Consider the following 26,927-nt stretch of genomic DNA (forward strand, 5'->3'; position numbering starts at 1 on the left):
GACGGGGCACTGGGGAGCCGGGGAGGTGGCTCGGGCCGGTCGCCGCCCGCGTCGGTGCCTAAGCCGAGCACCGGGCCCGGTTCCTGAGCCGGCACCAGTCCCGGCGCCGGCTTCGGCACCGGGTCCGGTGCTCGGCCTCAGCTTTCGCCTTCGCGTTCGCCCAGCGTGACCTGGGCCGTGGACTCCTTGCCGCCGCGCTTGTAGGTGATCGTGACCTTGTCGCCCGGCTGGTGGGTCCAGATCTGGCCGATCAGGGTCGGGCCGCTGTCGATCGGGATGTTGTTGAACTTCGTGATGACGTCACCGGCCTTCAGGCCCGCCTTGGCCGCAGGGCCGTTCGGGGAGACCGCGGGCGTACCGCCCTCGCCGTTCGCGGCGATCGTGGCGCCCTCGCTCGACTCGGTCATCGTGACCGTCGCGCCGATCACCGGGTAGACCGGCTTGCCCGTCCTGATGAGCTGCTCGGCGACGTTCTTCGCCTGGTTGACCGGGATGGCGAAGCCGAGGCCGATCGAGCCCGCCTGGGACTGGCCCAGGCCGCCGCTGCCCGCCGACTGGATGGCCGAGTTGATGCCGATGACCGCGCCCCGCGCGTCCAGCAGCGGGCCGCCGGAGTTGCCGGGGTTGATCGACGCGTCCGTCTGGAGGGCGCTCATGTACGAGTTGCCGGAGCCCGAGCCGTCGCCGGAGGCGACCGGGCGGTTCTTGGCGCTGATGATGCCCGTCGTCACCGTGTTGGAGAGGCCGAAGGGCGCGCCGATCGCGATCGTCGTGTCGCCCACCGCCACCTGCTCCGAGTTGGCGAGGGGGAGAGGGGTGAGACCGGAGGGCGCGTTCTTCAGCTTCACGACCGCCACGTCGTAGCCCTCGGCCCGGCCGACGACCTCGGCGTTGTACTTCTTGCCGTTGGAGAAGGTCGCCGTCAGGTCACCGCCCTGGGCCGCGGAGGCCACCACGTGATTGTTGGTGAGGATGTGGCCTTCCTTGTCGTAGACGAAGCCGGTGCCCGTACCGCCCTCGCCGTTGCCGCCCTTCGCCTCGATGGTGACGACGCTCGGCAGTGACTTGGCGGCCACCGAGGCGACCGTACCCGCGTCCCGCTTGACCTCCTGCGGGGTGTCCGCGGCGGAGACGGTCGTGGAATCCGTGGCTCCGCCGTTGTTCTCCGCCGCCCAGTAGCCGATGCCGCCGCCGACGCCGCCCGCGACGAGCGCGGCCACGAGCACGGCGGCGATCAGCCCGCCCCCGCGACCGCGCGGAGGCTTCGGTTCGTGGCCCGGCACCGGCGCGCCCCAGACGGCGCCGTCACCGCCGCCTCCGTAGGAGGGGAGCGCGGGCGGGGGCGGGGGCCAGCCGGCCCCGGCGGGCTGCGCCGCGGTGGGCGCGCCCACGGACGCGCCGGCCGGGACGGGGCCCGGGGGCGGTGCGGGCGCCGCGTACTCCGGCGCGGGGTAGGCGGGGGCGGGAGCCGTGTACGGGGACGGCGCGGCCTCGCCGGGCCGAGGCGGGGCGCCCGCGGGCTGCTCCGGCGCCGCTCCCGGCATCTGCGGGGCGGGCGTCCCCGGGGCGGCGTCATGCGAGGCAGGGGTCCCCGCGGGCGGGGGCGGGGGCTGGTGACCGTGCTGCTGCTGTCCCGGCTGCTGCGGGTCCGTCGGCTCGGACGCGGCCTCTCGTGCGACCTCTCGCGGAGCGGACGCGGGTGTGCCCGCGGGAGCGGCATCCGGTACGGGAGGTACGGACGGGACGGCGGGGCCCGCGGTGCCCTCGTTCTCGGTGCTCACAACTCTTTCTCCTCGGTTCCACTCGGTCTTCGGCAAGAGTCCGCTGTGCACGTGTCTGCGGTCAGCTTTTCCCACAGCACGTCAGACCACTGTAAGCAGGACCTGTGTATCTGCCCGCCAACCTTTACTACGGACATTACGGACGTGCCTGGCGGAGACCCCGGAACGGTCCCCGTCGAACACCCGTCTACCCCGTCACGATGGCACCATGACGCGGTGACCCAAGCACGGCAGCACAGCATCCAGGTCGTCGCCCACCGCGGAGCCTCGGAGGACGCCCCCGAGCACACCCTGGCCGCGTACACGAAAGCCATCGAGGACGGTGCGGACGCCCTTGAGTGCGACGTACGGCTCACCGCCGACGGCCACCTCGTCTGTGTCCATGACCGGCGCGTCAACCGCACCTCCAACGGACGCGGCGCTGTCTCCGCCCTGGAGCTGGCCGATCTCGCGACGCTCGACTTCGGCTCCTGGAAGGACAGCGAGGAGAGCCCCGACTGGCGGGACCCGGAACTCACCTCCGTACTGACGCTGGAACGGCTCCTCGAACTCGTCGCGGACGCCGGCCGCCCCCTCCAGCTCGCCATCGAGACCAAACATCCCACCCGCTGGGCCGGCCAGGTGGAGGACCGGCTGCTGCACCTGCTGCGCCGCTTCGGCCTGGACACCTCCGGAGGTCCGGGCACCTCCGGAGGTCCGGGCACCCCGGGCGGTACGGATGCCTCCGGGGCCGCGGAGTCGCGCGTACGGATCATGAGCTTCTCCGCGCGCTCGCTGCACCGGATCGCGAACGCCGCGCCGCAGCTCCCCACCGTGTACCTGATGCAGTTCGTCTCCCCGCGGCTGCGCGACGGACGGCTGCCCGCCGGCGCGCGTATCGCCGGGCCCGGGATGCGCATCGTCCGTAACCACCCCGGCTACATCACCCGGCTCCAGCAGGCGGGCCACCGCGTCCACGTGTGGACGGTGAACGAACCGGAGGACGTCGACCTCTGTGTACGTCTCGGTGTCGACGCGATCATCACCAACCGCCCCCGTCAGGTGCTGTCCCAGCTCGGCCGGCCCGTCTGACACCTGCCGTACCCGGCCACCGCGCCCCCGCGGAGGGCGGCGGGGTGTGCACCGGCGCGTTCGTCGTAAAGGCGATCGGCACGAGTGCGTCAAAGCCTCGTGTCCGGCCGGTTTCCGGCTCAGGCCGTTGGGGCATTCACACCGTGGCGTGGGGCAAAGGAGGTCTCGGGGGTGGCGTTCGTGGTGACACAGGAAGTACCCACGTCGTCTTGCATGGCCGTTCCCCATGGCCCTGCGGGCGTGGGTCAGGCACGGCACCGTATGCGGGAGCAGTTGGGCCGCAGCGGGGTGCCGGAGTCGGTCGTCGACGACGCCGTACTGATCCTCTCCGAACTCGTCAGCAACGCGTGCCGCCACGGCAGGCCCCTGGGGCACGCGGAGATCGGCGACGGCGACATCCGCGCGGAGTGGCGCGTCGACAAGGCGGGGCGGCTGACCGTCGAGGTGACGGACGGCGGCGGCCCGACCCGGCCCGTCCCGGCCACGCCCTCGGTCACGGCCCGCGGCGGCCGGGGTCTCAACATCATCTCGGCGCTGGCCAAGGAGTGGGGCGTACGGGACAGCGCGACCGGTGAGGTCACCGTCTGGGTGATCGTCACCGAGGGCCACCGCCGCGAGGACTTCGCCACCCGCGTCACGGCCCCCGCCCTGACGGGGCTCGGGGATCTCGACGACCTCGACGATCTCGACGGGCTGGACGGCTTCGAGGCGCTGGACGGGCTCGGCGGGCTCAGCCGGATCGACGACCTCGGCGGACTGGATTTCGCGGACTCCCGTCACGACAAGGAGTGACGCGCGTAGCCGCCGTACCCCTCGTCCCTCCCTGCGGGTTCCTCGGGTTCCCCGGGCTCCTCAGGGCGGACGAGGGGGTGTACGGGCGCGCCCCGGGCGCCCCGCGCTCCCCTGTGCGTGCCGTACGGCCGGGACGCGCGCGAGCGGAACGCTAGGCTCACGCCGACACCGCATCGCCGTTCCCGGGAGATAGCCACCATGGCCAAGAAGCGCCCCCAGACGAAGGCCGCGAAGGCTCAGCTCAAGGACGGCCCCGTCCCGGTGGTGGGGGCCCGCGAACCCTGCCCGTGCGATTCGGGCCGCCGCTACAAGGCGTGTCACGGCCGGGCCGCCGCGCACGCCGTCACCGAGCTGGTCCAGCGTCCCTTCGAGGGCCTGGCCGGTGAGTGCGACTGGGTCGCGCTGCGCGAACTGGTGCCCGCCGCCACCGCCGAACTGACGCTCAAGGACGGGCTGCCCGACGGCGTGCCCTCCGTCACGCTCGCGACCGTCCTGCCGATGGCCTGGCCCGCGCTGCGCCGCGACGACGGTTCCGTGCTGCTCGCGCTCCAGAACGACACGTCCTCCGGCGACCTGAGCCGCGACCTCGCCGACACCCTGCGGCGGGCGCTGGCCTCCGAGCCGGGCCGGCCGGTGGCCGCCCACCGGGTGCCCGCGGACGGCCCGCGCCTCCAGGACCTGCTGGACCCCTCGGCGCCGTTCACCCCGGTCGTGCACCCCGGGTTCGAGTTCTGGGTGCCGGACGCGGAGAACAGTTCGGCCGAGGTGACCGCCTCCCTGGAGCGCGCCAACGCCGCCGCCATCCCGACCGCCCTCCTCTCCGGCACGGACGCCGCGTACTGGTGCGAGACGCCGGAGAAGAACCACCTGCGCTGGGTCATGCCGCACCCCGAGGAGAAGCTGCTGGACGCGCTCGCGCGGCTGCACGCGGCGGGCACGTCGAGCCTCGGCGAGGGCACCCGGCTGGTCGGCTCCTTCCGGGCGCACGGCCTGACCGTCCCGGTGTGGGACCTGCCGAGCGCGATGGGCGCGGAGGAGTGCGAGAAGCCCGCGGCGGAGTTCGCCGAGCGGCTGGCGACGGCCCTCGCCGACGAGTCGCCGCTGACGGGCGACGAGCGCCGGGCGCGCGGCGGCCTCACCAACCGCCAGGTGACGCTGAGCTGACCGGAGCCGCACGGATCCGCGCGAGGGCGCCCCGGTGGGTGACCGCCCTCGCGCGGGCCCAGCGCAGCCGTACGGAGTGAACGGTCGTATCGAGTGGACGGTCTTGTCGTACCGAGTGGACGGTCGTACGGAGTGGACGGAGCCCGTCGGACCACGGTCCGGCGGGCTCCCGTGCGCCCGGCCGGCCCCCGCCCGAAGGGGCCGCGCGGTCCTGCGGGGTTGCGATCCCAAAGGGTTCCACGGAAGTCCACAGAAGTTCACAAGAGTTCGGTGATACCAGTCACACCTTGCCGTACTGGCAAGTAATTCGTTGTCTGAATACGCCGGATCGAATTTGCTAACGGCCGATCTCTTGTTACCGTTCTAGAAGCCCGGTCGCTGGTGCATCCCCCGTCGCCAGCGACCGGGCGTTCGCGTTCCCCGTCCCGCCCGGTTCTGTCGGTCTTCGGGTCAACGGAGCGCCGAGTCGGGGGAGTTGCTTCCCGAACGCAACAGCAGGGGCCGGTCCTCCGCCCCGCTCCCGCCCTCCCCCGTCGCCGCGAACTCCGCCATCGCCAGATAGCCGGAGCGCTTTCCCCGGGACGGCTCGCGGGGCGTTTCACAGGTCGCCGGTCCGTCGTCGGCGGCGATCACGCAATGTGTCTGTACGGTGCGCCCGCGCGGGCCCATCAGGCTCAGGACGGCGAGCAGTTCACCGCCGGTCGCGTTGCGATAGTAAGTACGGCCCCAGGTGTCGCCGTCCCCGGCCGGACCGTCGGACAGGACGCATGTCTGCGCCTCGACACCTTCGGAGGAGGCGACTTCGGGCCCGCACAGCTCGACGGTCCGCACCGCTCCGTCCCCGGGCGCCTTGGCGTCGGCGGGGGCTTCGGCGCTTTCGGGAGCTTTGGGCGCGCGGGGGGGCCGCGCGCGGGGCGGGGGGGGGCCCGCGCCCGGGGGCGAGGGGGCGTGGGGGGGTATGGGGGTGTGTGGGGGAGGTTGCCCCCCCGCCCGCGCGGGCCCGGGCCCGGCGTCCGTACGCGACCCCGCGTCCGCGGTGTCCGGCGCGGGGGCCCGTACGGGCGCGGTGGAGGTCCCTGTGACGGCTCCCGGGCCGGAGGAGCCCAGGGAGCCCAAGGAGTCCAGGGAGGGGCCCAGGGAGCCGGCGGAGGCCACCAGCGGCACCAGTGCGGCGCACACCACGGCGGCCGAGAGCCCGATCATGCGGAGATTCATGGTGGGCCGAAGATAACGGCGGAACAGGCCGCTCAGGGACACCGCGCGGCCGCTTCCCGGACAACTCGGCCCGGCTCACACCCGTACGAGTGACACGGCCGGCCCGCGGGCGGTCCGGGCGGGACGCGACCGGCCCGTCACCTGCCGCCGCCCGGCGCCCGCCCGTCGCCCCGCCCGGCGCTTCAGTACGCGAGCCTGCTGCCGCCGTCCGGCGCTCCGGTGCTGGCCTCCACCAGCGCGTCCACGACCGCCTCCACGTCCGGCAGCCAGGGCGCCGCCGACCCCGCCAGGGGCTCGCGCTCCCAGCGGACCTGCCCGCCGGCCGCCTCGGACGGCGGCAGGACGAGATAGCCGCCCTCGCCGTGGAACCGCAGCGAACTGGGCACCCAGTCCTTCGCGTACAGCAGCTCACCGAGCTGTTCGAGGGTGTACGGGGCCACCAGCAGCGACCAGCGCGTGGGCGTCGCCACGACCGGGCCGAGCCGCATGCCCATCCGGTCCAGCTCCACCAGCGCCCGCGCGCCGGCGACGGCCGGCAGGCTCACCGCGCACGGCGCGGCGCCTCCGGTGGCCAGGACGATCGGGGCCGTGGGGCGGTTGTTCCACCACCAGCGCACCATGCGCGCGTCGGTGGTCGCCGCGAGGAGGCCGGGATCGAAGGGGTGGGCGCCTGGTACGACACATTCGGGGTCGGGGCAGGCGCAGCCCTGACCGCGGGTCCCGCGTCCGCCGGCCGCCTTGAGGCCGGCACCGGGGAGTACGGGCCAACCCCATTCCGAGGCGCAGATGAGCGCCGCGTCGAGCTGGGCAGGACTCTTCTTGCTCCCCTTGCGCCGGAGCCGGAGCCTGCGTCGCCTTCCGAGGATCTCGCGCATGAGCGCTCGTTCCTTTCCGTTGAACGCCGAGGGTCCACATGACACTGACACCCTGCGTGTGCATGTGCGTGCATCACTTCACCGTGCGTACTTCCAGCTTCCAGCGCTCGGCCGTCCTCTGCCCGACGAGCGGACAGTCGCTCCTGATCCGCGGCGCGTCGCACCGTACCCGGACCGATCACGGACGGTCGTCGTTACTTCTTCGCTTCGCTTCGTCGCGTGGTTCGAACGGGGTGGAACGTGTGGCGAGGAGTGGCGTGCGCATGGCGCTCGCTGTTCCGCTGTCGCGTGTCGCGCTTGGTAGGGCGCTTTGTTTCCCGCTGTCCCGCTGTGCTTTTCTCGCCACTCCGGGGGACGGGGCGTGGCCTACGGCGGTTAAGACGCCATGGCCCGCCGCCAGGTTCCGGGCGGTCCCAACTGCCCCCGTCCGTCACCGTTTACGTACCCAGCACGTTCGGAATGACGCTCGCGTTCGGAATGACGCCCCATGACGCTCCACCAGGGTTGTCGCGGAACTCAAGCCCTGGCAGATCCCCTGTTGAACGCCCTCAGTCGATCGCAAAACATGGTCAGGGGGGTCAATTTTTGGACAAGTTCAGGATCCCACAGAAACCCACCGCTGCGCCAGGACAATGCTGGACATTGCGTCCGCTGTGCGTGTACATGTGGATGCAATGCCAGCCGTGCAGAATGACATGGGGGTTTGCGATGCTATTGAGCGAAACGCACCCACCGGGGAGCCACCGTCATGAGCGCCCCTAACGCGCCGAAAGTGGCTGGAATCGATTCAGCGATCACCGCTTCCGCGCACACTGCCGCGTCGCGTGACGTCATCCCGGCGCCGCCCGGCGCCCTGATCCAGGACCGGCTGGCCGGCTGGGTCTCCGATCTGACCACGCTCCACGAGCTCGTGGAACGGCTGTCCAGAACCGGTTCGCCGGGCGCCGCCCTCGACGAACTGCTGCGCGCCGGGGCCGCGCTGGTCGGCGCCCCGCGCGGCCTGGTGGTACTGGAACCGGCCGACGGACTCGGCCCCGTCACCACCGTCGGGTTCGGCCTCTCGCCCGCCGATCTCGGCCATCTGGAGACCGTGCCGCGCCACGCGACCGCGTACGGCCGGCTCCTCCTCGACGGTGCCGGCTCCCCCTCCGATGCGGCCCCGGGGGCCGCACCGGTGTCCGGATCCGTACGGTCGGCGTCCGGGCCCGGCCGCTCTCCGTCCGCCGACCCCATGGCCGACGGGGTGGCCGAACGCGATCTGTTCGGGGACCCCGCCACGGACCGGCTTCAGCGCGAGGTCGCCGCCCGCCTCGGCTACGGGGCGAGTTACGCCGTACCCCTGCGCACCGGCGCGGCCACCGGTCCACCGCCGGGCACCTCCCCGGACCCGGCGTGTTCCGGACAGCTCGGCGTGGCGGTCTGGTTGTACGACGGGCCCGCCGAACCGGCGGAGCGTCTGCGCCGCCTGGTCGGCCTCTACGCCCGCCACGCCGCCGCCCACCTCGCCCGGCTGCTGGAGCTGGAACGGACCCGCGCCCGCGCCGCCGCGCTCGCCGAGGAGCTGCGCCCCGGCGCGCTGCCCCGGATCCCGGGCGTACGGCTGGCAGCGCGCCACAGCACCCCGTGGCCGCCCGGCGGCGCCCCGGCCGGCTCCCCGTCCTCGCCCCCGTACGGCGGCGACTGGTACGACGCGCTGCCGCTGCCCGAGGGCGCCCTGAGCCTGTCCGTGGGCTCGGTCAGCGGCTCGGGCCCCGCCGCGCTCGCCGCCACCGCCCGGCTGCGCGCCGCCCTGCGCGCGTACGCCGTGATGGAGGGCGAGGACCCCGTCGCCGTCCTCTCCGACCTGGAGCTGCTCCTCCGGCTCACCGAACCCACCCGGACGGCCACCGCGCTCTTCGCGTACGCCGAGCCCGGCCCGCGCAAGATCGTGTTCGCCGGGGCGGGGCACGCGCCCCCGCTGATCGTCGGGGACCGGCGTACCGAGTACGTCGAGACGACCCTCTCCGCGCCGCTCGGCATGCTCTCCTGCTGGCAGGCACCGAGCGTGGAACTGTGGGCCGCGCACGGTGAAACGTTGCTCCTTTACACAGATGGGCTGCTGCGCCGTACCGGCGACTCCATGGACCGCGCCTTCGCCCGGCTGCACGCGGCGGCGGCGAGCGTCCCGCCGTCCGCGCGGAACGATCCCGGGGACGTCGCGGACCATGTCCTTCGGGTCCTGTTCCCCCAGGGACACAGGAGAGAAGGACGCCGGGAGGACGGCGGCGAGGACGTCATCCTGCTCGCTGCCCGCTTCGACTGATTCCTCACAGAGATCCGGCCTCGCTTCCTCTCACACATACGATGGAAAAAATGGGCTTTCGTACGAGGAGAAGACGTGGCTGAAGAGCTCACCCCGGAGACACCCGAACCGGAACCGGAGACCCCTGAGTCGGCGGAAGAACCCATCAAGCAGCGGAAGAACGGTCTGTACCCGGGCGTGTCCGACGAGCTCGCAGAGAACATGAAGTCCGGCTGGGCCGACACCGCGCTGCACGGCCTGCGCCCCATCCCGCAGGCGGCGGAGACCGCGGCCCGGCGCGCCGCGCTCTCCGCGCGCTTCCCCGGCGAGCGTCTGGTGGTCCCCGCCGGGAACCTGAAGACCCGCTCGAACGACACCGAGTACGCCTTCCGGGCGTCCACGGAGTACGCGTACCTCACCGGCGACCAGACCCAGGACGGTGTCCTCGTCCTGGAGCCGAAGGCCGAGGGCCACCGGGCGACGGTCTATCTGCTGCCCCGCTCCAACCGCGAGAACGGCGAGTTCTGGCTCGACGGCCAGGGCGAGCTGTGGGTCGGCCGCCGCCACTCGCTCGACGAGGCGGAGCAGCTTCTCGGCCTGCCCGCCAAGGACGTACGGGAGCTGCCCGAGGCGCTCCGGGCGGCCACCGGCCCCGTCCGTACCGTCCGCGGACACGACGCCGGGATCGAGGAGGCGCTGACCGACAAGGTCACCGCCGAGCGGGACGAGGAGCTGCGCGCCCATCTCTCCGAGGCGCGCGCCGTGAAGGACGCCTTCGAGATCGGTGAGCTCCAGAAGGCCGTCGACTCGACGGTGCGCGGCTTCGAGGACGTCGTACGGATCCTCGACAAGGCCGAGGCGACCAGCGAGCGCTACATCGAGGGAACCTTCTTCCTGCGCGCCCGCGTCGAGGGCAACGACATCGGTTACGGCTCGATCTGCGCGGCCGGCCCGCACGCGACCACCCTGCACTGGGTGCGCAACGACGGCGACGTGCGCTCCGGGGACCTGCTGCTGCTCGACGCCGGTGTCGAGACGCACAGCCTCTACACCGCCGATGTCACGCGCACGCTGCCGATCAACGGCACGTACAGCGAGATCCAGCGGAAGATCTACGACGCGGTGTACGCCTCCCAGGAGGCGGGCATCGCGGCGGTCAGGCCCGGCGCGAAGTACCGGGACTTCCACGACGCCTCGCAGCGCGTGCTCGCCGAGAAGCTCGTCGAGTGGGGGCTGCTGGAGGGCCCGGTCGAGCGGGTCCTCGACCTGGGGCTCCAGCGCCGCTGGACGCTGCACGGCACCGGCCACATGCTCGGTCTGGACGTCCACGACTGCGCCGCCGCGCGGCGCGAGGCGTACGTGGACGGGACGCTGGAGCCGGGCATGTGCCTGACCGTCGAGCCGGGGCTCTACTTCCAGGCCGACGATCTGACGGTGCCGGAGGAGTACCGGGGCATCGGCGTCCGGATCGAGGACGACATCCTCGTCACGGAGGACGGGAACCGGAACCTGTCGGCGGGGCTGCCGCGCAGGGCCGACGAGGTCGAGGCGTGGATGGCGGCGCTCAAGCGGTCCTGACCTCCTTCCGGCCGGGACGGCCCGCACCACGCGGGCCGTCCTCCGGCCGGTGTGTCACCCGGCTCGTGGGTCGCCCGGCCGGTGCGTCACCGACCGATGCGTCAGCCGGCCTGCGGGGCGCCGGGCTCTCGGGTCTACCCCACGCTCAGCAGGGCGTCCCCGCGCCACTTCAGGACCTTGTCGAAGCTGACGACGGCGCCGTGCCCCGGCCGGTTGCGGAAGTGCACGTGGTCGGCGAACTGCTCGATCATGCGGAGCCCGCGGCCGTTCTCGGCGGTCGCGGGAGGCGCGGCGGCCGGGGCGCTGCGGCGCACCACCCGCCGGGACGGGAAACCGGGACCGGAGTCGGCCACTTCGATACGGCAGCGCTCACCGTCGAGATACGCGGTCACCCGGTAGGCGCCGGGCGCCTCCCCGGAGGAACGTTCATCCCCGCCGTGCTCGACGGCGTTCGCGCACGCCTCGGTGAGGGCGACCGACAGATCGAACGAGATGTCCGGGTCGACCCCGGCGGTCCGCATGGCGTCGAGCAGAAGGCGCCGGGCGAGCGGAACACTCGCTGCTTCACGTCGCAAGTGGAGAGACCACCAGATGCTCATGTGTCAGCCTCCTGGCTGCGGCTGTTCAGGCTGCTGCGGCTCGACATACCGATACGTATTGCCCCTACGGCCGCCCCGTAAGCACACGATTGACGTGATAGCCCTCATTCGGCGGATGCGAGGGGGATGCGCCCCGTGTATAGGGCGAATCCATGCATGGAAAGGGCTGACATGGGGCAGACGCTGACCTTCCGGACCTGCCCTACGGGGCCGGGTGCCGCAGTGCGATGATGACCCGGCCATGTCCAGTCCCGTCCGCATACGTGCCGCAGCCGCCCCGCGGCTGCTGAGGGCCGCGGTGTTCACCGCGGTCTGTGTCGTGCTGTCGGCGACGGGGCACGCCGTGGCGGCCTGCGCGTCCGTTCCCTGGTGGACCCTGCTCGTCGGGTTCCTGGGGGTCTTCGCGGTCGCCGCGCCTCTCGCGGGGCGTGCCCGCTCCACCGGGACCGTCGTCGTCGCCCTGGCGGGCGGCCAGCTCGGTCTGCACACCCTCTTCGGCATCGGCCAGCACAAGCTCCACGTCCCGGCGGGCGGCGACGACGTACTGATCCGGATGGCCGCGCGATTCGTCTGCGGGGCGGGCGCCAACTCGATGAGCCCCGTCGACGCGCAGCGTGTCCTGGCCGAGGCGGGCGTTCCCGCACCGGGCCCGGCGGCGGGTGGCGTCCACGACCACATGGCGTCGGCAGGCGCCGCGGCCACCGGACCGCTCGCGGCCCCGGCCGACGGACTGCTGCCCTCCGTACCGATGATGCTCGCGCACCTGCTGGCCGCCGTCGCGGCCGGCTGGCTGCTGCGCCGCGGCGACCTCGCGCTGCTCCGGCTCGGCAAGCTCTCGGCGGACGGCATCGGCGAGGTCGCGGAGAGCGCGCCGCTGCGCGCCCTGTGCGCCGCTCTGGCGCTCGTACGGGCCCTGTGCGCCGGGCTCCCCGGCGTGCCCGCGCCCGGTCCGCGCGCCGCGCGCACCCGCGCGTACGGCGCTCATCCGGTACCGGCCGGGGAGACACTCCAGCACACGGTGATCAGGCGCGGGCCGCCGGCCGTCTGCGCTCTCGCGGCCTGACGCGACCACCCCCGCGCCCCCGCACGGCTCACGGCACACGCTTCCGCGTGCCGTGCAGGTCCGTCTCCTTTCGGTACCCGTGCGGCCGGGGAGTGCCGCCGTGCCGTCGCGCCCGCCCTCGCGCGCGCCTCGGCAGGTCAGGGCCGGGTGAGCCTCCGGCCATGCCCACCGACCGATCACCGCTTCCCTCATCCTGTGGAGTGTTCCGTGTTCCGAGCCTTCTCCCCGTCGTCGTCCTCCGGCTCCCCGGCCGTCGCCCGTCTCTCCGTCGTCGGCGGTGTCGCCGTCTCCGCCCTGTTCCTGCTGGCCGGGCCCGCCTCCGCGCATGTGAGCGTGCAGCCCCAGGGCGAGGCCGCCAAAGGCGGCTACGCCGTCATCAACTTCAAGGTGCCCAACGAGCGGGACGACGCCTCCACCACCAAGGTCGAGGTGAGCCTCCCGGCCGACCACCCGCTGGCCTCCGTGATGCCGCAGCCCGTGCCCGGCTGGAAGGCCAGCGTGGCCAAGGAGAAGCTCGCCAAGCCGCTGACGATGCACGGCAACACCATCACCGAGGCCGTCTCCAAGGTCACCTGGACCTCCGACGGCGGCAAGATCGGCCCCGGTGAGTTCCAGCAGTTCCCGCTCTCCGTCGGGCAGCTTCCCGAGGACACCGACCAGCTGGTCTTCAAGGCCCTCCAGACGTACGACAACAAGGAAGTCGTCCGCTGGATCGAGGAGACCAAGGAGGGCGCGGAGGAGCCCGAGAGCCCCGCGCCGGTGCTGAAGCTCACCGCGGCCACGGGTGACGGGCACGGCGCCGCCGGCTCCGGCCACGACGACTCCGCCTCCGACACCGCCGACAAGGCCGCGGCCACGACCGGCGACCCGAAGAACGGCGCCACCACGACGGCCTCCGCCGACAGCAGCGACACGACCGCACGCGTCCTCGGTGTCGTCGGCATCGTCGTCGGCGCGGCGGGGGTGGCCTTCGGCGTACTGGCCGGCCGGCGCCGTACCACCGCCTGACCCACCGGTCCGCAGGACGTCCGACGACGGACGGCCCTGACACGCCGTATCCGCCGCACCCCGTACGACGCGGTCGTGGCGAGCGAGGCTGGGACTCCCGGCCCCGCTCGTCCGGCCGCCACCGCACTCACACCAGGAACAGCCCTATGCGCACCCAGAAGACCGTGACCACCGCGGCCGCCCTCGCGGCCGTGGCAGCACTCACCCTCACCGCCTGCGGCAGCGGCGACGACTCCGCGAAGCCGGTCGCCGATGTCTCCACCCAGGCCAGGACCCAGGCCGCGACGGTGCTCGACCAGCCCTTCAAGAAGCCGAACCTCGTCCTCAAGGACACCCACGGCAAGGAGTACGACCTCCGCGAGGAGACCAAGGGCAAGCCGACGCTCATCTACTTCGGCTACACCAACTGCCCGGACGTCTGCCCCCTGACGATGAGCAACATCGCCATCGCCAGGAAGTCGCTGAGCAAGGCGGACCAGGAGAAGCTCCAGGTCGTCTTCGTCACCACCGACCCCGAGCGGGACACCTCCGCCGAACTCGCCAAGTGGCTGCCCAGCGCGGGCGACCCGTCGTTCGTCGGGCTGACCGGCGACTTCCCGACCATCCAGGCGGGCGCGCGCCAGCTCGGCATCGGCATCGATGCCCCCAAGAAGGAGAAGGACGGCACCACCGTCTCCATGCACGGCACCCAGGTCATCGCGTTCTCGCCGAAGACCGACGCCGGGTACGTGCTGTACGGCGAGGACGCCGCCGCCGACGACTACGCCAAGGATCTCCCGAAGCTCATCAAGGGCGAGAACCCGTGAACCGGCGCACCACCGCCCTCGTACTCACCATCGGCCTCACCGCCACGCTCACGCTGACCGCCTGTTCCTCACCCGGACCCCCGGAACTCAAGGTCGGCGAGGGCTACATGCCCCGCCCCGTCAGCGACCTCGGCGCGGGCTTCCTCACCGTCACCAACAGCGGCGACACCGCCGACCGGCTCACCTCCGTCACCAGCGACATCTCGGACGACGTCACCATCCATCGGACCGAGAACCGGACGATGCGGGAGGTGAAGTCCTTCGACATCCCCGCCGGCGGCGAACTGGATCTCGAACGCGGGGGCAACCACCTCATGTTCATGAACCTCAAGTCCCGCCCCGCGCAGGGCCAGAAGGTCGGCATCGAGCTGCACTTCGAGAAGACCGACCCCATCAAGGTCGAACTTCCCGTGAAGGAGACCAACTACAACCCCGCCCACCACTGAGGCCGGGACCCGCCCGGACCAAGGGACTGAGAGAAGACCTATGACAGCCACCGCCCCGCGCTTCGGAGCCGTATCCCTGGTGCGGCTGCTTCTCGTCACCACGGTGCTCCTCGGCACCGTCCTCACCGTGCTCTCCGGCACGGCATCGGCGCACGCAGCACTCACCGGGAGCACCCCCGAGGACGGGGCGGTGGTCGCCACCGCCCCTCAGGACATCACCCTCACCTTCTCCGAGCAGATCGCCATGGGCGACGACTCGATCCGCGTACTCGATCCGGACAACAGACGCGCCGACACCGCGAAGATCCGCGATCTGGGCACGGGCTCCACCGTGAAGTACGGCGTCGCCCTGAAGGCGGGGCTGCCCGACGGCACCTACACCGTCGCCTGGCGGGCCGTCTCGGCCGACAGCCACCCGGTCTCGGGCGCCTTCACCTTCTCCATCGGGGCGCCCTCCCAGACCACCGCGGCCGTGCCCGACCAGAAGGCCGGCGGCGGACTCGTGGGCACCCTGTACGACATCGCGCGCTACCTCGCCTACACCGGCTTCATCCTGCTCGTCGGCGGTACGGCCTTCATCCTCGCCTGCTGGCAGCGCGGCGCGTCCGTACGGTCGTTGCAGCGGCTCGTCGTCAACGGCTGGCTCACCCTGACCGCGGCCACCCTCGCCATGCTGCTCCTGCGCACGCCGTACACCGGCTCGGGCGCGCTGGCCGACGCCTTCGACCTCGGCGGGCTCCAGGACGTCCTGACCACCAAGACCGGCGCGGCACTGGTCTCCCGGCTGCTGCTGCTCGGCGCCGCCGCCCTGTTCATCGCCGTTCTCTTCGGCACCTACGCCAGGGGCGACAGGCCGGAGGAGGGTACGGGGGAGGACGCTGAACAGGGCGACGAGAAGAACGCCGAGCAGGACAGGACGGAGAAGAACGACCTCACTTTCGGACTCGCGATGGGCGGCACCGTCGTCGCCGCGGGCATCGCCGCCACCTGGGCTCTCTCCGAACACGCCTCGACCGGGATCCAGCCCGGTATCGCCATGCCCATGGACATCCTGCACCTGCTGGCGGTGGCCACCTGGCTCGGCGGGCTGACCGCGCTGCTGATCGCCCTCCACAAGGCGCCTTTCATGGAGAGCGGGGCGATACGGCGCTTCTCCCGTATCGCGTTCATCAGCGTCGTCGTCCTCGCCGTGACCGGGCTCTACCAGTCCTGGCGGCAGGTCGGATCCTGGTCGGCGCTCGGGGGAACGTCATACGGGCGGCTCCTTCTGGTCAAGGTCGGGCTGGTCGCCGTACTGGTCGTGATCGCCTGGTTCTCACGACGGTGGACAGGACGGCTCTCGGAGGACACGGGGACGGGGACAGCGGCGGACACGGACGCGGACACGGACGCGGGGACGGGGACGGGGACGGAGACGGGGGCAAAGGCAGAGGCGGAGGCAGAGGCGGGGACGAAGGCCGAAGCCGCGGCGGAAACGGGGACTGGGAGTGGACCCGAGACCCCCGCGGCGACAACCGTCGTTGGTGACGCTGAGAGAGCTACCCAGCTCACCCGCCAGAAAGCCGCGATGGCGAGCGCACGCCAGAAGCGTCTGCGCGACGCCGATCCCGAGCGGACCGGACTGCGCCGCTCCGTTCTCGCCGAGGCCGGCGTCGCCGTCGTACTCCTCGCCGTCACGACCGTGCTGACCTCCACCGAACCGGGCCGCACCGCCGAACAGGAGGCCGGCCGGACCGGCTCGGCGACCGCCGCCGCACCCGAGAAGACGGGCCCCACCACCGTCACCCTGCCCTTCGACACCGGGGGCGAGAACGGCCAGGGCACGGTCAGGCTCACCCTCGACCCGGCGCGCTCCGGCGCCAACGTCATGAACATCTACCTCGACGACGCCGAGGGAAAGGTCATGGACGTACCCGAGGTGAAGATCGCGTTCACCCTCACGGCCGAGAAGATCGGCCCGCTGCCGATCGTGCCCGTACGCGCCGCGGCCGGAAAATGGACCGCGGACCCCGTCCTGCTGCCCATGCCGGGCGACTGGAAGCTCCAGGTGACCGTGCGGACCTCGGACATCGACCAGACGACCGTCGACAAGAACGTGAAGATCGGCTGACCCACCGTGAGCGACACCCGACAGACCCCGACCAGCCAGAACGCCCCGGGCGCGCCGAAGGCCGCGGCCTCCTCCGACGCGCCCGACGGCGGCGGGACGGCCGACGCGCGCGCCGTCTCCCGACGGCGGCTGCTCGGCACCGCGGGCGCCGCCGGAGCCGCCGGGCTGGCCCTCGGCGCGGCGGGCGCGACCGGCTACGCGAGCGCCCGCCGGCCCGACCCCGTCACCGCGCTGACCACCGTCGGCACCGAGGCCGTCCCCTTCCACGGCGCGCACCAGTCCGGCATCACCACCCCGGCGCACGCCCGCGGCCATCTGGTCGCCTTCGACCTGGCCCCGGGCGCCGGCCGGAAGGAGGCCGCGGCGCTGCTCCGCCGCTGGTCGGCCTCGGCGCGGACGCTCATGGCCGGCGAACCGGCGGGCGGCCGGGCCGGCGGCCCGGCGGGCGGCGGCCACGACATCGGGATCGCCCTGGACGCGGGACCGTCCTCCCTCACGGTGACCTTCGGCTTCGGCCACAGCTTCTTCGGCCGTACGGGACTCACCGCCCGCCGCCCCGCCGCCCTCGACCCCCTGCCCGCCTTCTCCGCCGACCATCTCGACCCCGCACGGAGCAACGGCGACCTGTGGATCCAGATCGGCTCCGACGACGCGCTGGTCGCCTTCCACGCCCTCCGCACCCTCCAGAAGGACGCGGGAGCGGCGGCCCGGGTGCGCTGGCAGATGAACGGGTTCAACCGCTCCCCCGGCGCGACCGCGCAGCCCATGACCGCCCGCAATCTGATGGGCCAGGTCGACGGCACCCGTAACCCGAAACCGTCCGACCCGGACTTCGATCAGCGGATCTTCGTACCGGCGAAGGCGCCGGCCGGCACCCCGGAGTGGATGACAGGCGGCTCGTACGCCGTCGTACGGCGCATCCGCATGCTCCTCGACGACTGGGAGGAGCTGGCGGTCGACCAGCAGGAGCGCGTCATCGGGCGCCGCAAGTCCGACGGAGCCCCGCTGACCGGCGGTACGGAGACGACCGAGCCGGATCTCGACAAGCGGGGCCCCGACGGCGATCTGATGATCCCCAGCAACGCGCACGCCCGGATCTCCCGGCCGGACGCGAACGGCGGGGCCGCCATGCTGCGCCGTCCCTTCTCCTTCCACGACGGCATCGGCGCCGACGGGACACCGGACGCGGGTCTCCTCTTCGTCTGCTGGCAGGCCGATCCGCTGAAGGGGTTCGTGCCGGTGCAGCGCAAGCTCGACCGCGGCGACGCGCTGTCGGCGTTCATCCGCCACGAGTCGAGCGGACTGTTCGCGGTGCCCGGGGGCGCGCGCCAGGGGGAGTACGTGGGACAGCCGCTGCTGGAGTCCTGAGCCCCCGGGACCCGGGCCCCGGCGCCCCCGGCGGGCGCGCCGACACGGGAACCATCGGTGCGGCCGGGCCATTAGGGTGACCGTATGTCGGCCACGCGCTATACGTATCTCGGCCCCGAGGGCACCTTCACGGAAGCGGCACTCCGCACCCTCCCCGAAGCCGCCACCCGGGAACTGGTCCCGATGGTGTCGGTCCCGGCGGCTCTCGACGCCGTACGGAACGGAGAGGCCGCCGCGGCCCTCGTACCGATCGAGAACTCGGTGGAGGGCGGGGTCACCTCCACCCTCGACGAGCTGGCCGGCGGCGAGCCCCTGATGATCTACCGCGAGGTGCTGCTGCCGATCAGCTTCGCCCTGCTGGTGCGGCCGGGCACGACGCTCTCCGACGTGAAGACGGTGACCGGGCACCCGGTGTCCCAGCCCCAGGTGCGCAACTGGCTGCGCGCCCAGCTCCCGGACGCCCTGTGGGAGTCGGCCGCGTCGAACGCGGACGGGGCGCGGCTGGTGCAGGAGGGCCGGTTCGACGGAGCCTTCGCGGGCGCGTTCGCGGCGGCCACCTACGGCCTCGAACCCCTGGTCAGCGAGATCCACGACGCGGAGAACGCGGAGACGCGCTTCGTCCTGGTGGGCCGCCCGGCGCGCCCCGCGGCCCCGACGGGCGCGGACAAGACCTCGGTGGTCATCTGGCTGGGCGACGACCGGCCGGGCGCGCTGCTGGAACTGTTGCAGGAGTTCGCGGTACGCGGCGTCAACCTGATGCTGATCCAGTCGCGGCCGACCGGTGCGGGCATCGGCAATTACTGCTTCGCCGTGGACGCCGAGGGCCATATCTCGGACCGGCGGGTGGGGGAGGCGCTGATGGGGCTGAAGCGGATCTGTCCCAAGGTGCGGTTCCTCGGTTCGTATCCGCGGGCCGGGGTGGCGGCGAAGGACGTGGGAACGCTGCGTCCCGGGACCTCGGACGCCGAGTTCATCGCCGCGGCGGACTGGCTGGCCCGCAGCCAGGACGGCCGGGCCTGACACCGAGCCCTGGTCGGCGGCACCGTGGCACAGGGCCTGTGGACAGAGACCCAAGTTATCCACAGGCCCGGTTCTCGACCTGGGGACAAGTCGACAACCAGCACCACCCCGGTCGACAAATCTCCGTAGTCGTCCCGGTTTCGTCCACAGGCCCCTTGTGTGCCCGGCGTCACCCCCATTCCCGTGATCAACTCGTTAGAGCGAGTAATTCCCACCCGAATGAGTGTGTGAAGTGGGTTTGAGGGGTGGTTTTCCCGCCCCTCACCCAGCATTGGAAGGCCCCTTTTCCCGGATCCACAGATCTCCCGCACAGCCTGTGGATAACTTTCAGGAAGCACGCCTTTCTGTGGACAACGAAGCGAGGCCTCTCCCTCGCCACTCCCCCCAAGTCCCGCCCCACGCAAGGGAAGTGAGTCAAGGCGGTAACGCCGGAATGCCTCGTTCCGGGGAATTCAAACCCCTTTCTTGACGAACGACGGGAGACACCCAAGGGATTTCCCGACAGTTTTATCAAATCCGGCAATTCGGACAGCTCTCTTGTCCGTCGACAATCGGGTGGGGCGTTGTCGGCGTGCACCGGTAGCCTGGTGGGGTGATTGACCTTCGCCTGCTTCGTGAGGACCCCGACCGTGTTCGCGCCTCCCAGCGCGCCCGTGGAGAGGACGTCGGCCTTGTCGACGCCCTGCTCTCCGCCGACGAGCGGCGGAGGTCGTCCGGCGTCCGCTTCGACGAGCTGCGTTCCGAGCAGAAGTCGCTCGGCAAGCTGATCCCCAAAGCCTCCGCGGAGGAGCGCGCCGAGCTGCTCAAGAAGGCCGAGCAGCTCAAGGCCGACGTGAAGGCGGCCGACGCCGAGCAGCACGAGGCCGACGAGGAGGCCAAGCGTCTCCTCCTCCAGCTCGGCAACGTCGTCCACCCCGACGTCCCGGTGGGCGGCGAGGAGGACTTCGTCGTCCTGGAGACGCACGGCACGATCCGCGACTTCGGAGCGGAGGGCTTCGCCCCGAAGGACCACCTCGAACTGGGCGAGTCGCTGGGCGCCATCGACGTCGAGCGCGGCGCCAAGGTGTCCGGATCGCGCTTCTACTACCTGACAGGGATCGGCGCGCTGCTGGAGCTGGCGCTGGTCAACGCGGCGATCGCGCAGGCCACCGAGGCCGGCTTCATCCCGATGCTCACCCCGGCGCTGGTCCGCCCGCGCGCCATGGAGGGCACGGGCTTCCTCGGCCAGGCGTCGGAGAACGTGTACCACCTGGAGAAGGACGACTACTACCTGGTGGGCACGTCGGAGGTGCCCCTCGCGGCGTACCACATGGACGAGATCATCGAGGCCGACAAGCTGCCCCTGCGGTACGCGGGGTACTCGCCGTGCTTCCGCCGCGAGGCCGGTACGTACGGCAAGGACACCCGGGGCATCTTCCGGGTCCACCAGTTCGACAAGGTCGAGATGTTCTCGTACGTCGACCCGGCGGACGCCCACGCCGAGCACCAGCGGCTGCTGGAGTGGGAGAAGCAGTGGCTGACCGGCCTCGAACTGCCCTTCCAGGTGATCGACGTGGCGACGGGCGACCTGGGCGCCTCGGCCTCGCGCAAGTTCGACTGCGAGGCGTGGATCCCGACACAGGGCAAGTACCGCGAGCTGACCTCGGCGTCCAACTGTGACGGCTTCCAGGCCCGCAGGCTGTCGGTCCGGATGCGCGAGGGCAAGCAGGTCAAGCCGCTCTCGACGCTGAACGGCACGCTGTGCGCCGTGCCGCGCACGATCGTGGCGATCCTGGAGAACCACCAGCAGGCCGACGGTACGGTGCGGGTGCCCGAGATGCTCCGCCCGTACCTGGGCGGCCGCGAGGTGCTGGAGCCGATCGCCAAGTGAGTATCGACCCGGCCGCCGCCCCGTTCCCGTACAAGCTGGTCGCGACCGACCTCGACGGCACGCTGCTGCGGGACGACGGCACGGTCTCGGGACGTACGCGCGAAGCGCTCGCCGCGGTCACCGCGGCGGGTGCGGCGCACATCATCGTCACCGGGCGGTCCGTGCCGTGGACGCGTCCCATCCTGGACGACCTGGGGTACGAGGGGCTCGCGGTCTGCGGACAGGGCGGGCAGGTCTACCACGCCGGGGAACACCGGCTGCTGACCTCCCTGACGCTGGACCGGCAGCTCGCCGGGCTGGCCCTCGCCAAGATCGAGAGCGAGACCGGGCCGCTCGCGCTGGCCGTGAGCCGGGACGGATTCGACGGCGAGGTCCTGGTCACCCCCGGCTACCGGCTGAAGGACGCCGTGCTGCGGACGACGCTCGTCGAGGACCCGGCGGAGCTGTGGTCGGCGCCGCTGAACAAGGTCTACATCCAGCATCCTGAGCTGGACGACGACACGCTGACGCGGATCGCGCGCGCGACGGTCGGCGGTCTGGTCGACGTGGTGATGGCGGGCGAGGGGATAGTGGAGGTCCTTCCCCTGGGCCTGTCGAAGGCCACCGGCCTCTCGCTGGCCGCGCGCCGGCTCGGCCTGAAGGCGGCGGACACGATCGCGTTCGGCGACATGCCCAACGACATCCCGATGTTCGGCTGGGCACGCCACGGCGTGGCGATGGCGAACGCGCACGCGGAGCTGAAGGCCGTCGCGGACGAGATCACGGACGCCAACACGGACGACGGCATCGCGGTGGTGCTGGAGAAGCTGCTCCTCGGCTGAGCCCGCCCCGTCGCCACGGACACGGCGGGCGGGGCGCCAGGATGTACGGGGAGTACGGGAGGGGCGGCCCGCGCGGATGCGCGCTCGAAGCGGCCGCCCCCGGGCGGCACACACGCGGCTGCGCGGAGTGGTGATGGCTTCTCCGGTGCCTGCGCGGTGCCGCCCTGATCGGAGCGCGTCGGACCCGGCCCGACGGATCCGACGGATTCGTCAGCCGGTCGTGGGGGGGGGGCCCCCCCCCGCGGGGGGGGGGGGCCGGGCGCCGCGCGGGTGGGCGCGGGGCGGCCCCCGGCCCGAGGCCCCGCCGTTTGGGGCCGGCGGGGGGCCCCCCCCCCCCGCTCCCGGTCTGTGGTGCGTCCCGGCGCATCGGCTGCCGTGACATCCCCACTGTGCTCCCGGCGCACCGCGGCGCGCCACTGATTATCGGTACGGGCCCGCCGGGAGCGGATCAGCGGCGCTTACAGCCGTGCCGCAACTCCCCCACCTGCCGGGCCACATGATCCACCTTGGCGTCCACCCGGTCGATCCGGTCGGACATCTCGCAGAGCCGGTTGCTGATCGCCGCGACCACCTGGTTGGTGGCGTCGAGCCTCCGGTCGAGGCTGTCGAGCCGGTACGACATCCGGTTCAGCACCGGCCCCAGCTCCTGGAGCGCCACCCCGACCCCGCCGAGGCAGGACTCGACGTCCGTCACACGCCGGTCGAGTGCGGCGTACCCCTCGCGCCGGCCTTCCTCGGCGTCGAGAAGGTACGTACGGACGCACCGGGCGATGTCGCTGTCGCGCAGGAGCATGGCGACGTTGAGGACGGCGCGGCGGGTGTGGAGGGTGAGCTGAGTGGCAGCCTGTGGATAACTTTCGGCATAGCGCCCACCCCATAGTGACACCATGTCACTATGAAATTTCCGCAGGTCAGAGCCTCGCAGCACGCGCATGCCGCTCTCCGCGAGCTCGGCTCGATGCCTAGCCGTCAACTGCCTGATGACGTCTGTGGATACTTCGAAGTAGCGGGCGACGCCCTCCGTGGTGACGTGTACGCCGTCCGGCAGCATCCGCAGGGCCTTGACCTTGTCGAGCGCCTCGATCCGCGCCATGACGCTGTCACGCATCGCGCGCGATTCGAGCAGAGCACCTTCAGGTGGCATGGGCATGCCTTCCATTCGTGAACCGATGATGGTCGGCCCTCTCCCCGGGCTTCAGGGGCGGAGGTCGGCTCACGGTGGCTACTCACCCAATGACCGGTGCGGCGGTTCCCCCGAACCGCCACCGGCAATCCCCAGTTTCACGAACGCTCGACGCTACGAACTCCAGTTGCCTCCACGCACACGGAACAACGAGCCGATAAACGTACAGTTACGCGGCCTCGCACGGCCCGCACGGCCCCGCAGGACCCACAGAGACCCTCGGGCCCCTCGCGGCACCCTCAGACCTCCTCGGGCCCCTCAGGGACCCTCGGGCCCCTCACTCCTCGCCCGCGAGCGTCAGTGTCCGCAGCTTCTGGCCCGCGTACCAGGTCGCCGCCACCGAGACGCCCACCAGCAGGGTCACCGCCAGCGGCAGTCCGACGTCCGAGGTGATCGTGGAGCCGTCGCCGATCCTCTGGGCGAGCGCCAGCGCCCACTGCTGGACGCTGAGGGTCCGCGCGCCGGACACCAGGCTGCCGAAGAGGGTCTCCCAGACCAGCGCGTAGACGAGGCCGATGACCACGGCGTGCCGGCTGACCGTACCGAGCAGCAGGAAGAGCGCGCTGTAGGCGACCGAGGCGACGAGCGCCGCGACCGTGTAGGCGATCGCGATCTGCTGGCCGTTGCCGTTGAGGATCCATCCGGCGATGAAGGTGGGGATCGCGGAGAACGCCATGGTGACGGCGATCGCCACGATCAGTTTGGTGAAGATGATCGCCGACCGCTTCACCGGCTTGGAGAGCAGATAGACGATCGAGCCGTCGTCGATCTCGGGGCCGATCGCGCCCGTACCGGCGATCACGCCGATCAGCGGGACCATCGTCGCGAGGGCGAAGCCGCCCAGCACCTCCGAGGCGACCTGGTCGTCGGCGCCGTTGAACATGCGGACGGCGACCGACATCAGGATCAGCAGCGCGGGCAGCGCGAAGAGGATCGCGGCCCGGCGCCTGCCGAGCAGGGCCCGGTAGGTGAGCCGGGCGACTGTGGGGTTGTACATGACGTCACAGCTCCTTTCAGGCCGCTCAGGCCGCTACGAGGTAGGAGAAGACCGATTCGAGGGATTCGTCGGAGGGCGAGACGGTGAGCAGCCGGATGGAGTGCTCGCGGGCGACCCTCGGCAGCAGTTCGGTGAAGCGGCCGAAGTCGACGGCCTGGATGCGCAGGGCTCCCTCCGCGAGGTCGACCTCGATGCCGGCCGTCGACGGGTCCGCGATCAGGGCGGCGGCGAGCGCGCGGTCGTCGCTGGACCGTACGAGATAGCGGTGCGGCCGGTCGGTCATCAGCCTGCGGATCTTGCGGAAGTCGCCGGAGGCGGCGTGCCGCCCGGCCACGATCACCTCGATGTGCGAGGCGAGCTGTTCGACCTCCTCCAGGATGTGCGAGGAGAACAGGACCGTGCGGCCCGTGGCGCCCATCCGCCGCAGCAGCTCCATGAGCTGCATGCGCTGGCGCGGGTCCATCCCGTTGAACGGCTCGTCGAGGAGCAGCACCGACGGGTCGTGGACCAGCGCGGACGCCATCTTCACGCGCTGGCGCATGCCCTTGCTGTACGTCCCGATCCTGCGGTCCTGCGCGTACTCCATCTCGACCGTGGCGAGCGCGGCGCGGGCCTCCTTGGCGCCCAGGCCGTGCAGTTCGGCGTTGGCGACGACGAATTCGAGGCCGGTGAGGAAGTCGTACATCCCCTCCCGCTCCGGCACGATGCCGATCTGGCGGTAGACGGACTCGTTGCGCCAGATCTTCTCGCCGTCGAGGGTGACGGTGCCCGTGGAGGGGGCGAGGAAGCCCGCCATCATGTTGATGAGGGTGGACTTGCCCGCGCCGTTGGGGCCGAGCAGGCCGGTCACACCGGGGCCGATGGTCATGGTCACGTCGTTGACGGCGACCACGTTCCCGAACCAGCGCGAGGTGTGCTCGATGTTGATGGTGGTCACAGCCCGACCTTCCGGTAACGGCTCATGAGGACGGCGTACGAGCCGGAGATGAGCGCCAGTACGGCCAGCAGATAGACCACGCCGACCCCGGCCTCGGGGCCCGCGCCCCCGGGGAAGGACGACGTGGCGCCGAGGAACGCGGTCTGCAGACCGTCGATGAGCGTGATGGGTGAGAACAGGCCGATCCACTGCACGGCGCCCATTCGGTCCGTGGACAGGGCGATCGCCTGGAGGACGGAGACGGCCCCGTAGGAGATCGTCAGGGTCGCGATCACCCCCGCGACACCGAATCCGCGGCGCGGCGTGAGCGCGGCCACCACGAGGCCGAGTCCGCCGAAGAGGAGGGAGAGCACCGTCACCGACACGAGCCCCTGGCCGAACCCCTTGGTCTGCTCGACGAAGTCCATCGAGGCGAGCAGGGAGCCGATGTAGAGGATGAGAAGCGGCACGCCGGTGAGGATCAGCAGGGCGGAAGCCATCGCGCCGAACTTCGCGAGGACGTAGTCGCCGCGTTCGATGGGGCGCGAGAAGTAGAGCGGAATGGACTTGAAGCGCAGATCGCGGGAGACGGACTGGGGCGCCTGCGCGGCGAGGTAGAGGCCGATGACAGCCTGGGTGAAGATCGCGTAGCGCGTGTAGTCCATGGGCAGGCTCTTGAGGTCCGTCGCCACGGCGACCGCCACGACGATCGCCGCGGGCAGGCACATCACCGCGAGGAGGATCATCGGCAGGACCTTGGATTTGGCGGACCGGCCGAGTCCGTACGCGCCGCGCAGGGACTGCGTGAAGAGGGAGCGGCGGGCGTAGGCGCGGCCGAGCCGGGGACCTTCGTACGCGCGGTATCCGATGTTGTGGATCCGGCTGGCGCCGGTCTCGGTGCCGCTGTGGGCACCGGTGAGGGCGTCGGTCTCAGCGCTCATCGCGGGCGCCTCCCTTCTGCAGTGCGTAGGCCGCCTGGTCCGCGCCCTGGTCCTGGCCCTGGGCGGCCGGGCCCTGTTCCGACTCGGCGGCGGGCCGCGGCCGGAAGACCTCCGCGATGTGGTGGCGGCGCTGTTCCATCCGTACGAGGCCGAGACCGAGCCCGGCGACGGTGTCGCGGACGATGTCGTACGTCTCCTCGCCCGTGGCCTCGATCAGCAGGATGTGGCCCGCGCCCGGCAGCCCCTCCTCCGTGCCCGAGTGGAGCGTGACCCCGGCGGCGGAGAGGGAGTCGCGCAGTGCGCCCGTCCCGTCGGGGTGGGTGTCCGTGTCGGTGACCTCGACCGCGAGGGTCGTGGTGATCTGGGTGAAGTCGCTGGTGGAGCTGGAGCGCAGCAGCCGCCCGCCGTCGATGACGACGACATGGTCACAGGTGCGTTCGAGCTCGCCCAGGAGGTGCGAGGTGACCAGGACGGAGATGCCGAAGTCGGTGTGGACCCGGCGGATCAGGCCCAGCATCTCGTCGCGGCCGACCGGGTCGAGGCCGTTGGTCGGCTCGTCGAGAAGGACGAGCTTCGGATCGTGGACCAGCGCCTGCGCGAGCTTGACGCGCTGCTTCATACCGGTGGAGTAGCCGCCGATGGGACGGTAGCGCTCTTCGTAGAGGCCGACATGGCGCAGGGTGTCGGCGGTCCGCTCCCGGGCCGCGGTCGGGGGCAGCCCGGACATGCGCGCCATGTGGACGACGAACTCGGTGGCCGAGACGTCCGGCGGCAGGCAGTCGTGTTCGGGCATGTACCCGACCTGCTCGCGGATGGCACTGCCGCTGGTCGCGACGTCGAGCCCGAGCACGGTGGCCCGGCCCTCCGTCGCACGGGACAGGCCGAGCAGAATCTTGATCATGGTGGATTTGCCGGCCCCGTTGGCACCCACCAGGCCGGTCACACCGGGCCCGATGTCCAGGGAGAGCCGGTCGAGTGCGGTCACCCGGGGGTACCGCATGCTCAGGCTTTCGGTCGCGATC

General features: G+C 71.7%; 22 protein-coding genes and 1 pseudogene. 14 read left to right on the forward strand and 9 right to left on the reverse strand.

Translation table 11 applies throughout. The annotated features are described in order from the left end of the window. Positions 1–137 precede the first annotated feature (137 nt). Positions 138–1,781 (reverse strand): trypsin-like peptidase domain-containing protein, encoded by a 1,644-nt coding sequence (locus tag ACFXPK_RS15225; protein WP_385075430.1) that lies wholly within the window; start codon positions 1,779–1,781, stop codon positions 138–140. Between the two features lie 216 nt (positions 1,782–1,997). Here ACFXPK_RS15225 and ACFXPK_RS15230 point away from each other — a divergent pair, with 216 nt between their 5' ends. From ACFXPK_RS15230 to ACFXPK_RS15240, 3 genes are all read left to right on the forward strand, one after another. Beyond that, complete coding sequence (locus tag ACFXPK_RS15230) at positions 1,998–2,852, forward strand: glycerophosphodiester phosphodiesterase (RefSeq protein WP_385075433.1); 855 nt, start codon at positions 1,998–2,000, stop codon at positions 2,850–2,852. A gap of 84 nt (positions 2,853–2,936) precedes the next feature. Then, a complete protein-coding gene (locus tag ACFXPK_RS15235) occupies positions 2,937–3,644 on the forward strand; it encodes an ATP-binding protein (RefSeq protein ID WP_385007561.1) in 708 nt (235 codons plus the stop codon). Positions 3,645–3,842: 198 nt separating this feature from the next. Then, positions 3,843–4,808, forward strand: a complete 966-nt coding sequence (locus tag ACFXPK_RS15240; RefSeq protein WP_385075436.1) for a DUF5926 family protein — start codon at positions 3,843–3,845, stop codon at positions 4,806–4,808. Positions 4,809–5,258: 450 nt separating this feature from the next. Here ACFXPK_RS15240 and ACFXPK_RS15245 read toward each other — a convergent pair whose 3' ends face one another. Together ACFXPK_RS15245 and ACFXPK_RS15250 are read right to left on the reverse strand one after the other, a co-directional pair. Further along, positions 5,259–5,639, reverse strand: coding sequence for a hypothetical protein (locus ACFXPK_RS15245; protein ID WP_385075439.1), 381 nt, complete (start codon positions 5,637–5,639; stop codon positions 5,259–5,261). Positions 5,640–6,205: 566 nt separating this feature from the next. Next, the gene (locus ACFXPK_RS15250) at positions 6,206–6,898 is read right to left on the reverse strand and encodes a bifunctional DNA primase/polymerase (RefSeq protein ID WP_385002650.1); all 693 of its coding nucleotides are present in this window, start codon (positions 6,896–6,898) and stop codon (positions 6,206–6,208) included. Between the two features lie 632 nt (positions 6,899–7,530). Here ACFXPK_RS15250 and ACFXPK_RS15255 point away from each other — a divergent pair. Together ACFXPK_RS15255 and ACFXPK_RS15260 are read left to right on the forward strand one after the other, a co-directional pair. Next, positions 7,531–9,200 (forward strand): annotated as a pseudogene (locus ACFXPK_RS15255) (PP2C family protein-serine/threonine phosphatase). A gap of 75 nt (positions 9,201–9,275) precedes the next feature. Further along, a complete protein-coding gene (locus tag ACFXPK_RS15260) occupies positions 9,276–10,757 on the forward strand; it encodes an aminopeptidase P family protein (protein WP_384995669.1) in 1,482 nt (493 codons plus the stop codon). A 134-nt stretch (positions 10,758–10,891) separates the two neighbouring features. Here the strand turns inward: ACFXPK_RS15260 and ACFXPK_RS15265 are convergent, their stop codons facing one another. Then, complete coding sequence (locus tag ACFXPK_RS15265; RefSeq protein ID WP_384995666.1) at positions 10,892–11,356, reverse strand: ATP-binding protein; 465 nt, start codon at positions 11,354–11,356, stop codon at positions 10,892–10,894. Between the two features lie 241 nt (positions 11,357–11,597). Between ACFXPK_RS15265 and ACFXPK_RS15270 the strand changes: the two genes are divergently transcribed. The 9 genes from ACFXPK_RS15270 to ACFXPK_RS15310 all read left to right on the forward strand — a co-directional run bounded on the left by ACFXPK_RS15270 (position 11,598) and on the right by ACFXPK_RS15310 (position 21,868). After that, a complete protein-coding gene (locus ACFXPK_RS15270; protein WP_385075442.1) occupies positions 11,598–12,419 on the forward strand; it encodes a hypothetical protein in 822 nt (273 codons plus the stop codon). Between the two features lie 207 nt (positions 12,420–12,626). Beyond that, on the forward strand, positions 12,627–13,427 hold the full coding sequence (locus ACFXPK_RS15275) for a YcnI family protein (protein WP_384995661.1): 801 nt from the start codon (positions 12,627–12,629) through the stop codon (positions 13,425–13,427). Positions 13,428–13,573: 146 nt separating this feature from the next. Continuing rightward, a complete protein-coding gene (locus ACFXPK_RS15280) occupies positions 13,574–14,233 on the forward strand; it encodes an SCO family protein (protein WP_384995658.1) in 660 nt (219 codons plus the stop codon). Beyond that, positions 14,230–14,679 (forward strand): copper chaperone PCu(A)C, encoded by a 450-nt coding sequence (locus ACFXPK_RS15285; protein WP_384995655.1) that lies wholly within the window; start codon positions 14,230–14,232, stop codon positions 14,677–14,679. Before ACFXPK_RS15280 ends, ACFXPK_RS15285 begins: the two co-directional genes overlap by 4 nt. Before the next feature lie 40 nt (positions 14,680–14,719). Further along, positions 14,720–16,789, forward strand: a complete 2,070-nt coding sequence (locus ACFXPK_RS15290) for a copper resistance CopC/CopD family protein (RefSeq protein WP_385075447.1) — start codon at positions 14,720–14,722, stop codon at positions 16,787–16,789. Between the two features lie 129 nt (positions 16,790–16,918). Then, positions 16,919–18,157 (forward strand): iron uptake transporter deferrochelatase/peroxidase subunit, encoded by a 1,239-nt coding sequence (gene efeB / locus ACFXPK_RS15295; RefSeq protein WP_384995681.1) that lies wholly within the window; start codon positions 16,919–16,921, stop codon positions 18,155–18,157. Positions 18,158–18,241: 84 nt separating this feature from the next. Further along, on the forward strand, positions 18,242–19,177 hold the full coding sequence (pheA, locus tag ACFXPK_RS15300; protein ID WP_384995650.1) for a prephenate dehydratase: 936 nt from the start codon (positions 18,242–18,244) through the stop codon (positions 19,175–19,177). 592 nt (positions 19,178–19,769) lie between these two features. Next, entirely contained in the window at positions 19,770–21,047 is a 1,278-nt protein-coding gene (serS, locus tag ACFXPK_RS15305; RefSeq protein ID WP_384995647.1) for a serine--tRNA ligase, read from the forward strand. Between the two features lie 2 nt (positions 21,048–21,049). After that, positions 21,050–21,868 (forward strand): HAD family hydrolase, encoded by an 819-nt coding sequence (locus ACFXPK_RS15310; protein WP_385075483.1) that lies wholly within the window; start codon positions 21,050–21,052, stop codon positions 21,866–21,868. 448 nt (positions 21,869–22,316) lie between these two features. Here ACFXPK_RS15310 and ACFXPK_RS15315 read toward each other — a convergent pair whose 3' ends face one another. From ACFXPK_RS15315 to ACFXPK_RS15335, 5 genes are all read right to left on the reverse strand, one after another. Continuing rightward, positions 22,317–23,012: a hypothetical protein gene (locus tag ACFXPK_RS15315; protein ID WP_385075450.1), complete on the reverse strand. Its 696-nt coding sequence runs from the start codon at positions 23,010–23,012 to the stop codon at positions 22,317–22,319. 316 nt (positions 23,013–23,328) lie between these two features. Further along, the gene (locus ACFXPK_RS15320; RefSeq protein WP_385075453.1) at positions 23,329–24,048 is read right to left on the reverse strand and encodes an ABC transporter permease; all 720 of its coding nucleotides are present in this window, start codon (positions 24,046–24,048) and stop codon (positions 23,329–23,331) included. 25 nt (positions 24,049–24,073) lie between these two features. Next, positions 24,074–24,985 carry an ABC transporter ATP-binding protein gene (locus ACFXPK_RS15325; protein ID WP_384995639.1) on the reverse strand — a complete coding sequence of 304 codons (912 nt, stop codon included), beginning with the start codon at positions 24,983–24,985 and terminating at the stop codon, positions 24,074–24,076. Continuing rightward, on the reverse strand, positions 24,982–25,905 hold the full coding sequence (locus tag ACFXPK_RS15330; RefSeq protein WP_385075456.1) for an ABC transporter permease subunit: 924 nt from the start codon (positions 25,903–25,905) through the stop codon (positions 24,982–24,984). The genes ACFXPK_RS15325 and ACFXPK_RS15330 overlap by 4 nt, the downstream gene beginning before the upstream one ends. Then, positions 25,895–26,905: an ABC transporter ATP-binding protein gene (locus tag ACFXPK_RS15335; protein ID WP_385075485.1), complete on the reverse strand. Its 1,011-nt coding sequence runs from the start codon at positions 26,903–26,905 to the stop codon at positions 25,895–25,897. The genes ACFXPK_RS15330 and ACFXPK_RS15335 overlap by 11 nt, the downstream gene beginning before the upstream one ends. Between the last annotated feature and the right edge of the window lie 22 nt (positions 26,906–26,927).

This window comes from Streptomyces sp. NPDC059142 (assembly GCF_042755665.1).
In the GTDB taxonomy this organism is placed as follows: domain Bacteria; phylum Actinomycetota; class Actinomycetes; order Streptomycetales; family Streptomycetaceae; genus Streptomyces.

What these genes read in the sequence shown, in the direction of transcription:
- ACFXPK_RS15240 (WP_385075436.1), top strand. Translation starts at nt 3,843, where the DNA reads ATGGCCAAGAAGCGCCCCCAGACGAAGGCCGCGAAGGCTCAGCTCAAG.
- ACFXPK_RS15250 (WP_385002650.1), bottom strand. Translation starts at nt 6,898, where the DNA reads ATGCGCGAGATCCTCGGAAGGCGACGCAGGCTCCGGCTCCGGCGCAAG.
- ACFXPK_RS15265 (WP_384995666.1), bottom strand. Translation starts at nt 11,356, where the DNA reads ATGAGCATCTGGTGGTCTCTCCACTTGCGACGTGAAGCAGCGAGTGTT.
- ACFXPK_RS15270 (WP_385075442.1), top strand. Translation starts at nt 11,598, where the DNA reads ATGTCCAGTCCCGTCCGCATACGTGCCGCAGCCGCCCCGCGGCTGCTG.
- ACFXPK_RS15280 (WP_384995658.1), top strand. Translation starts at nt 13,574, where the DNA reads ATGCGCACCCAGAAGACCGTGACCACCGCGGCCGCCCTCGCGGCCGTG.
- ACFXPK_RS15290 (WP_385075447.1), top strand. Translation starts at nt 14,720, where the DNA reads ATGACAGCCACCGCCCCGCGCTTCGGAGCCGTATCCCTGGTGCGGCTG.
- pheA (WP_384995650.1), top strand. Translation starts at nt 18,242, where the DNA reads ATGTCGGCCACGCGCTATACGTATCTCGGCCCCGAGGGCACCTTCACG.
- ACFXPK_RS15315 (WP_385075450.1), bottom strand. Translation starts at nt 23,012, where the DNA reads ATGCCACCTGAAGGTGCTCTGCTCGAATCGCGCGCGATGCGTGACAGC.
- ACFXPK_RS15320 (WP_385075453.1), bottom strand. Translation starts at nt 24,048, where the DNA reads ATGTACAACCCCACAGTCGCCCGGCTCACCTACCGGGCCCTGCTCGGC.
- ACFXPK_RS15330 (WP_385075456.1), bottom strand. Translation starts at nt 25,905, where the DNA reads ATGAGCGCTGAGACCGACGCCCTCACCGGTGCCCACAGCGGCACCGAG.
- ACFXPK_RS15335 (WP_385075485.1), bottom strand. Translation starts at nt 26,905, where the DNA reads ATGCGGTACCCCCGGGTGACCGCACTCGACCGGCTCTCCCTGGACATC.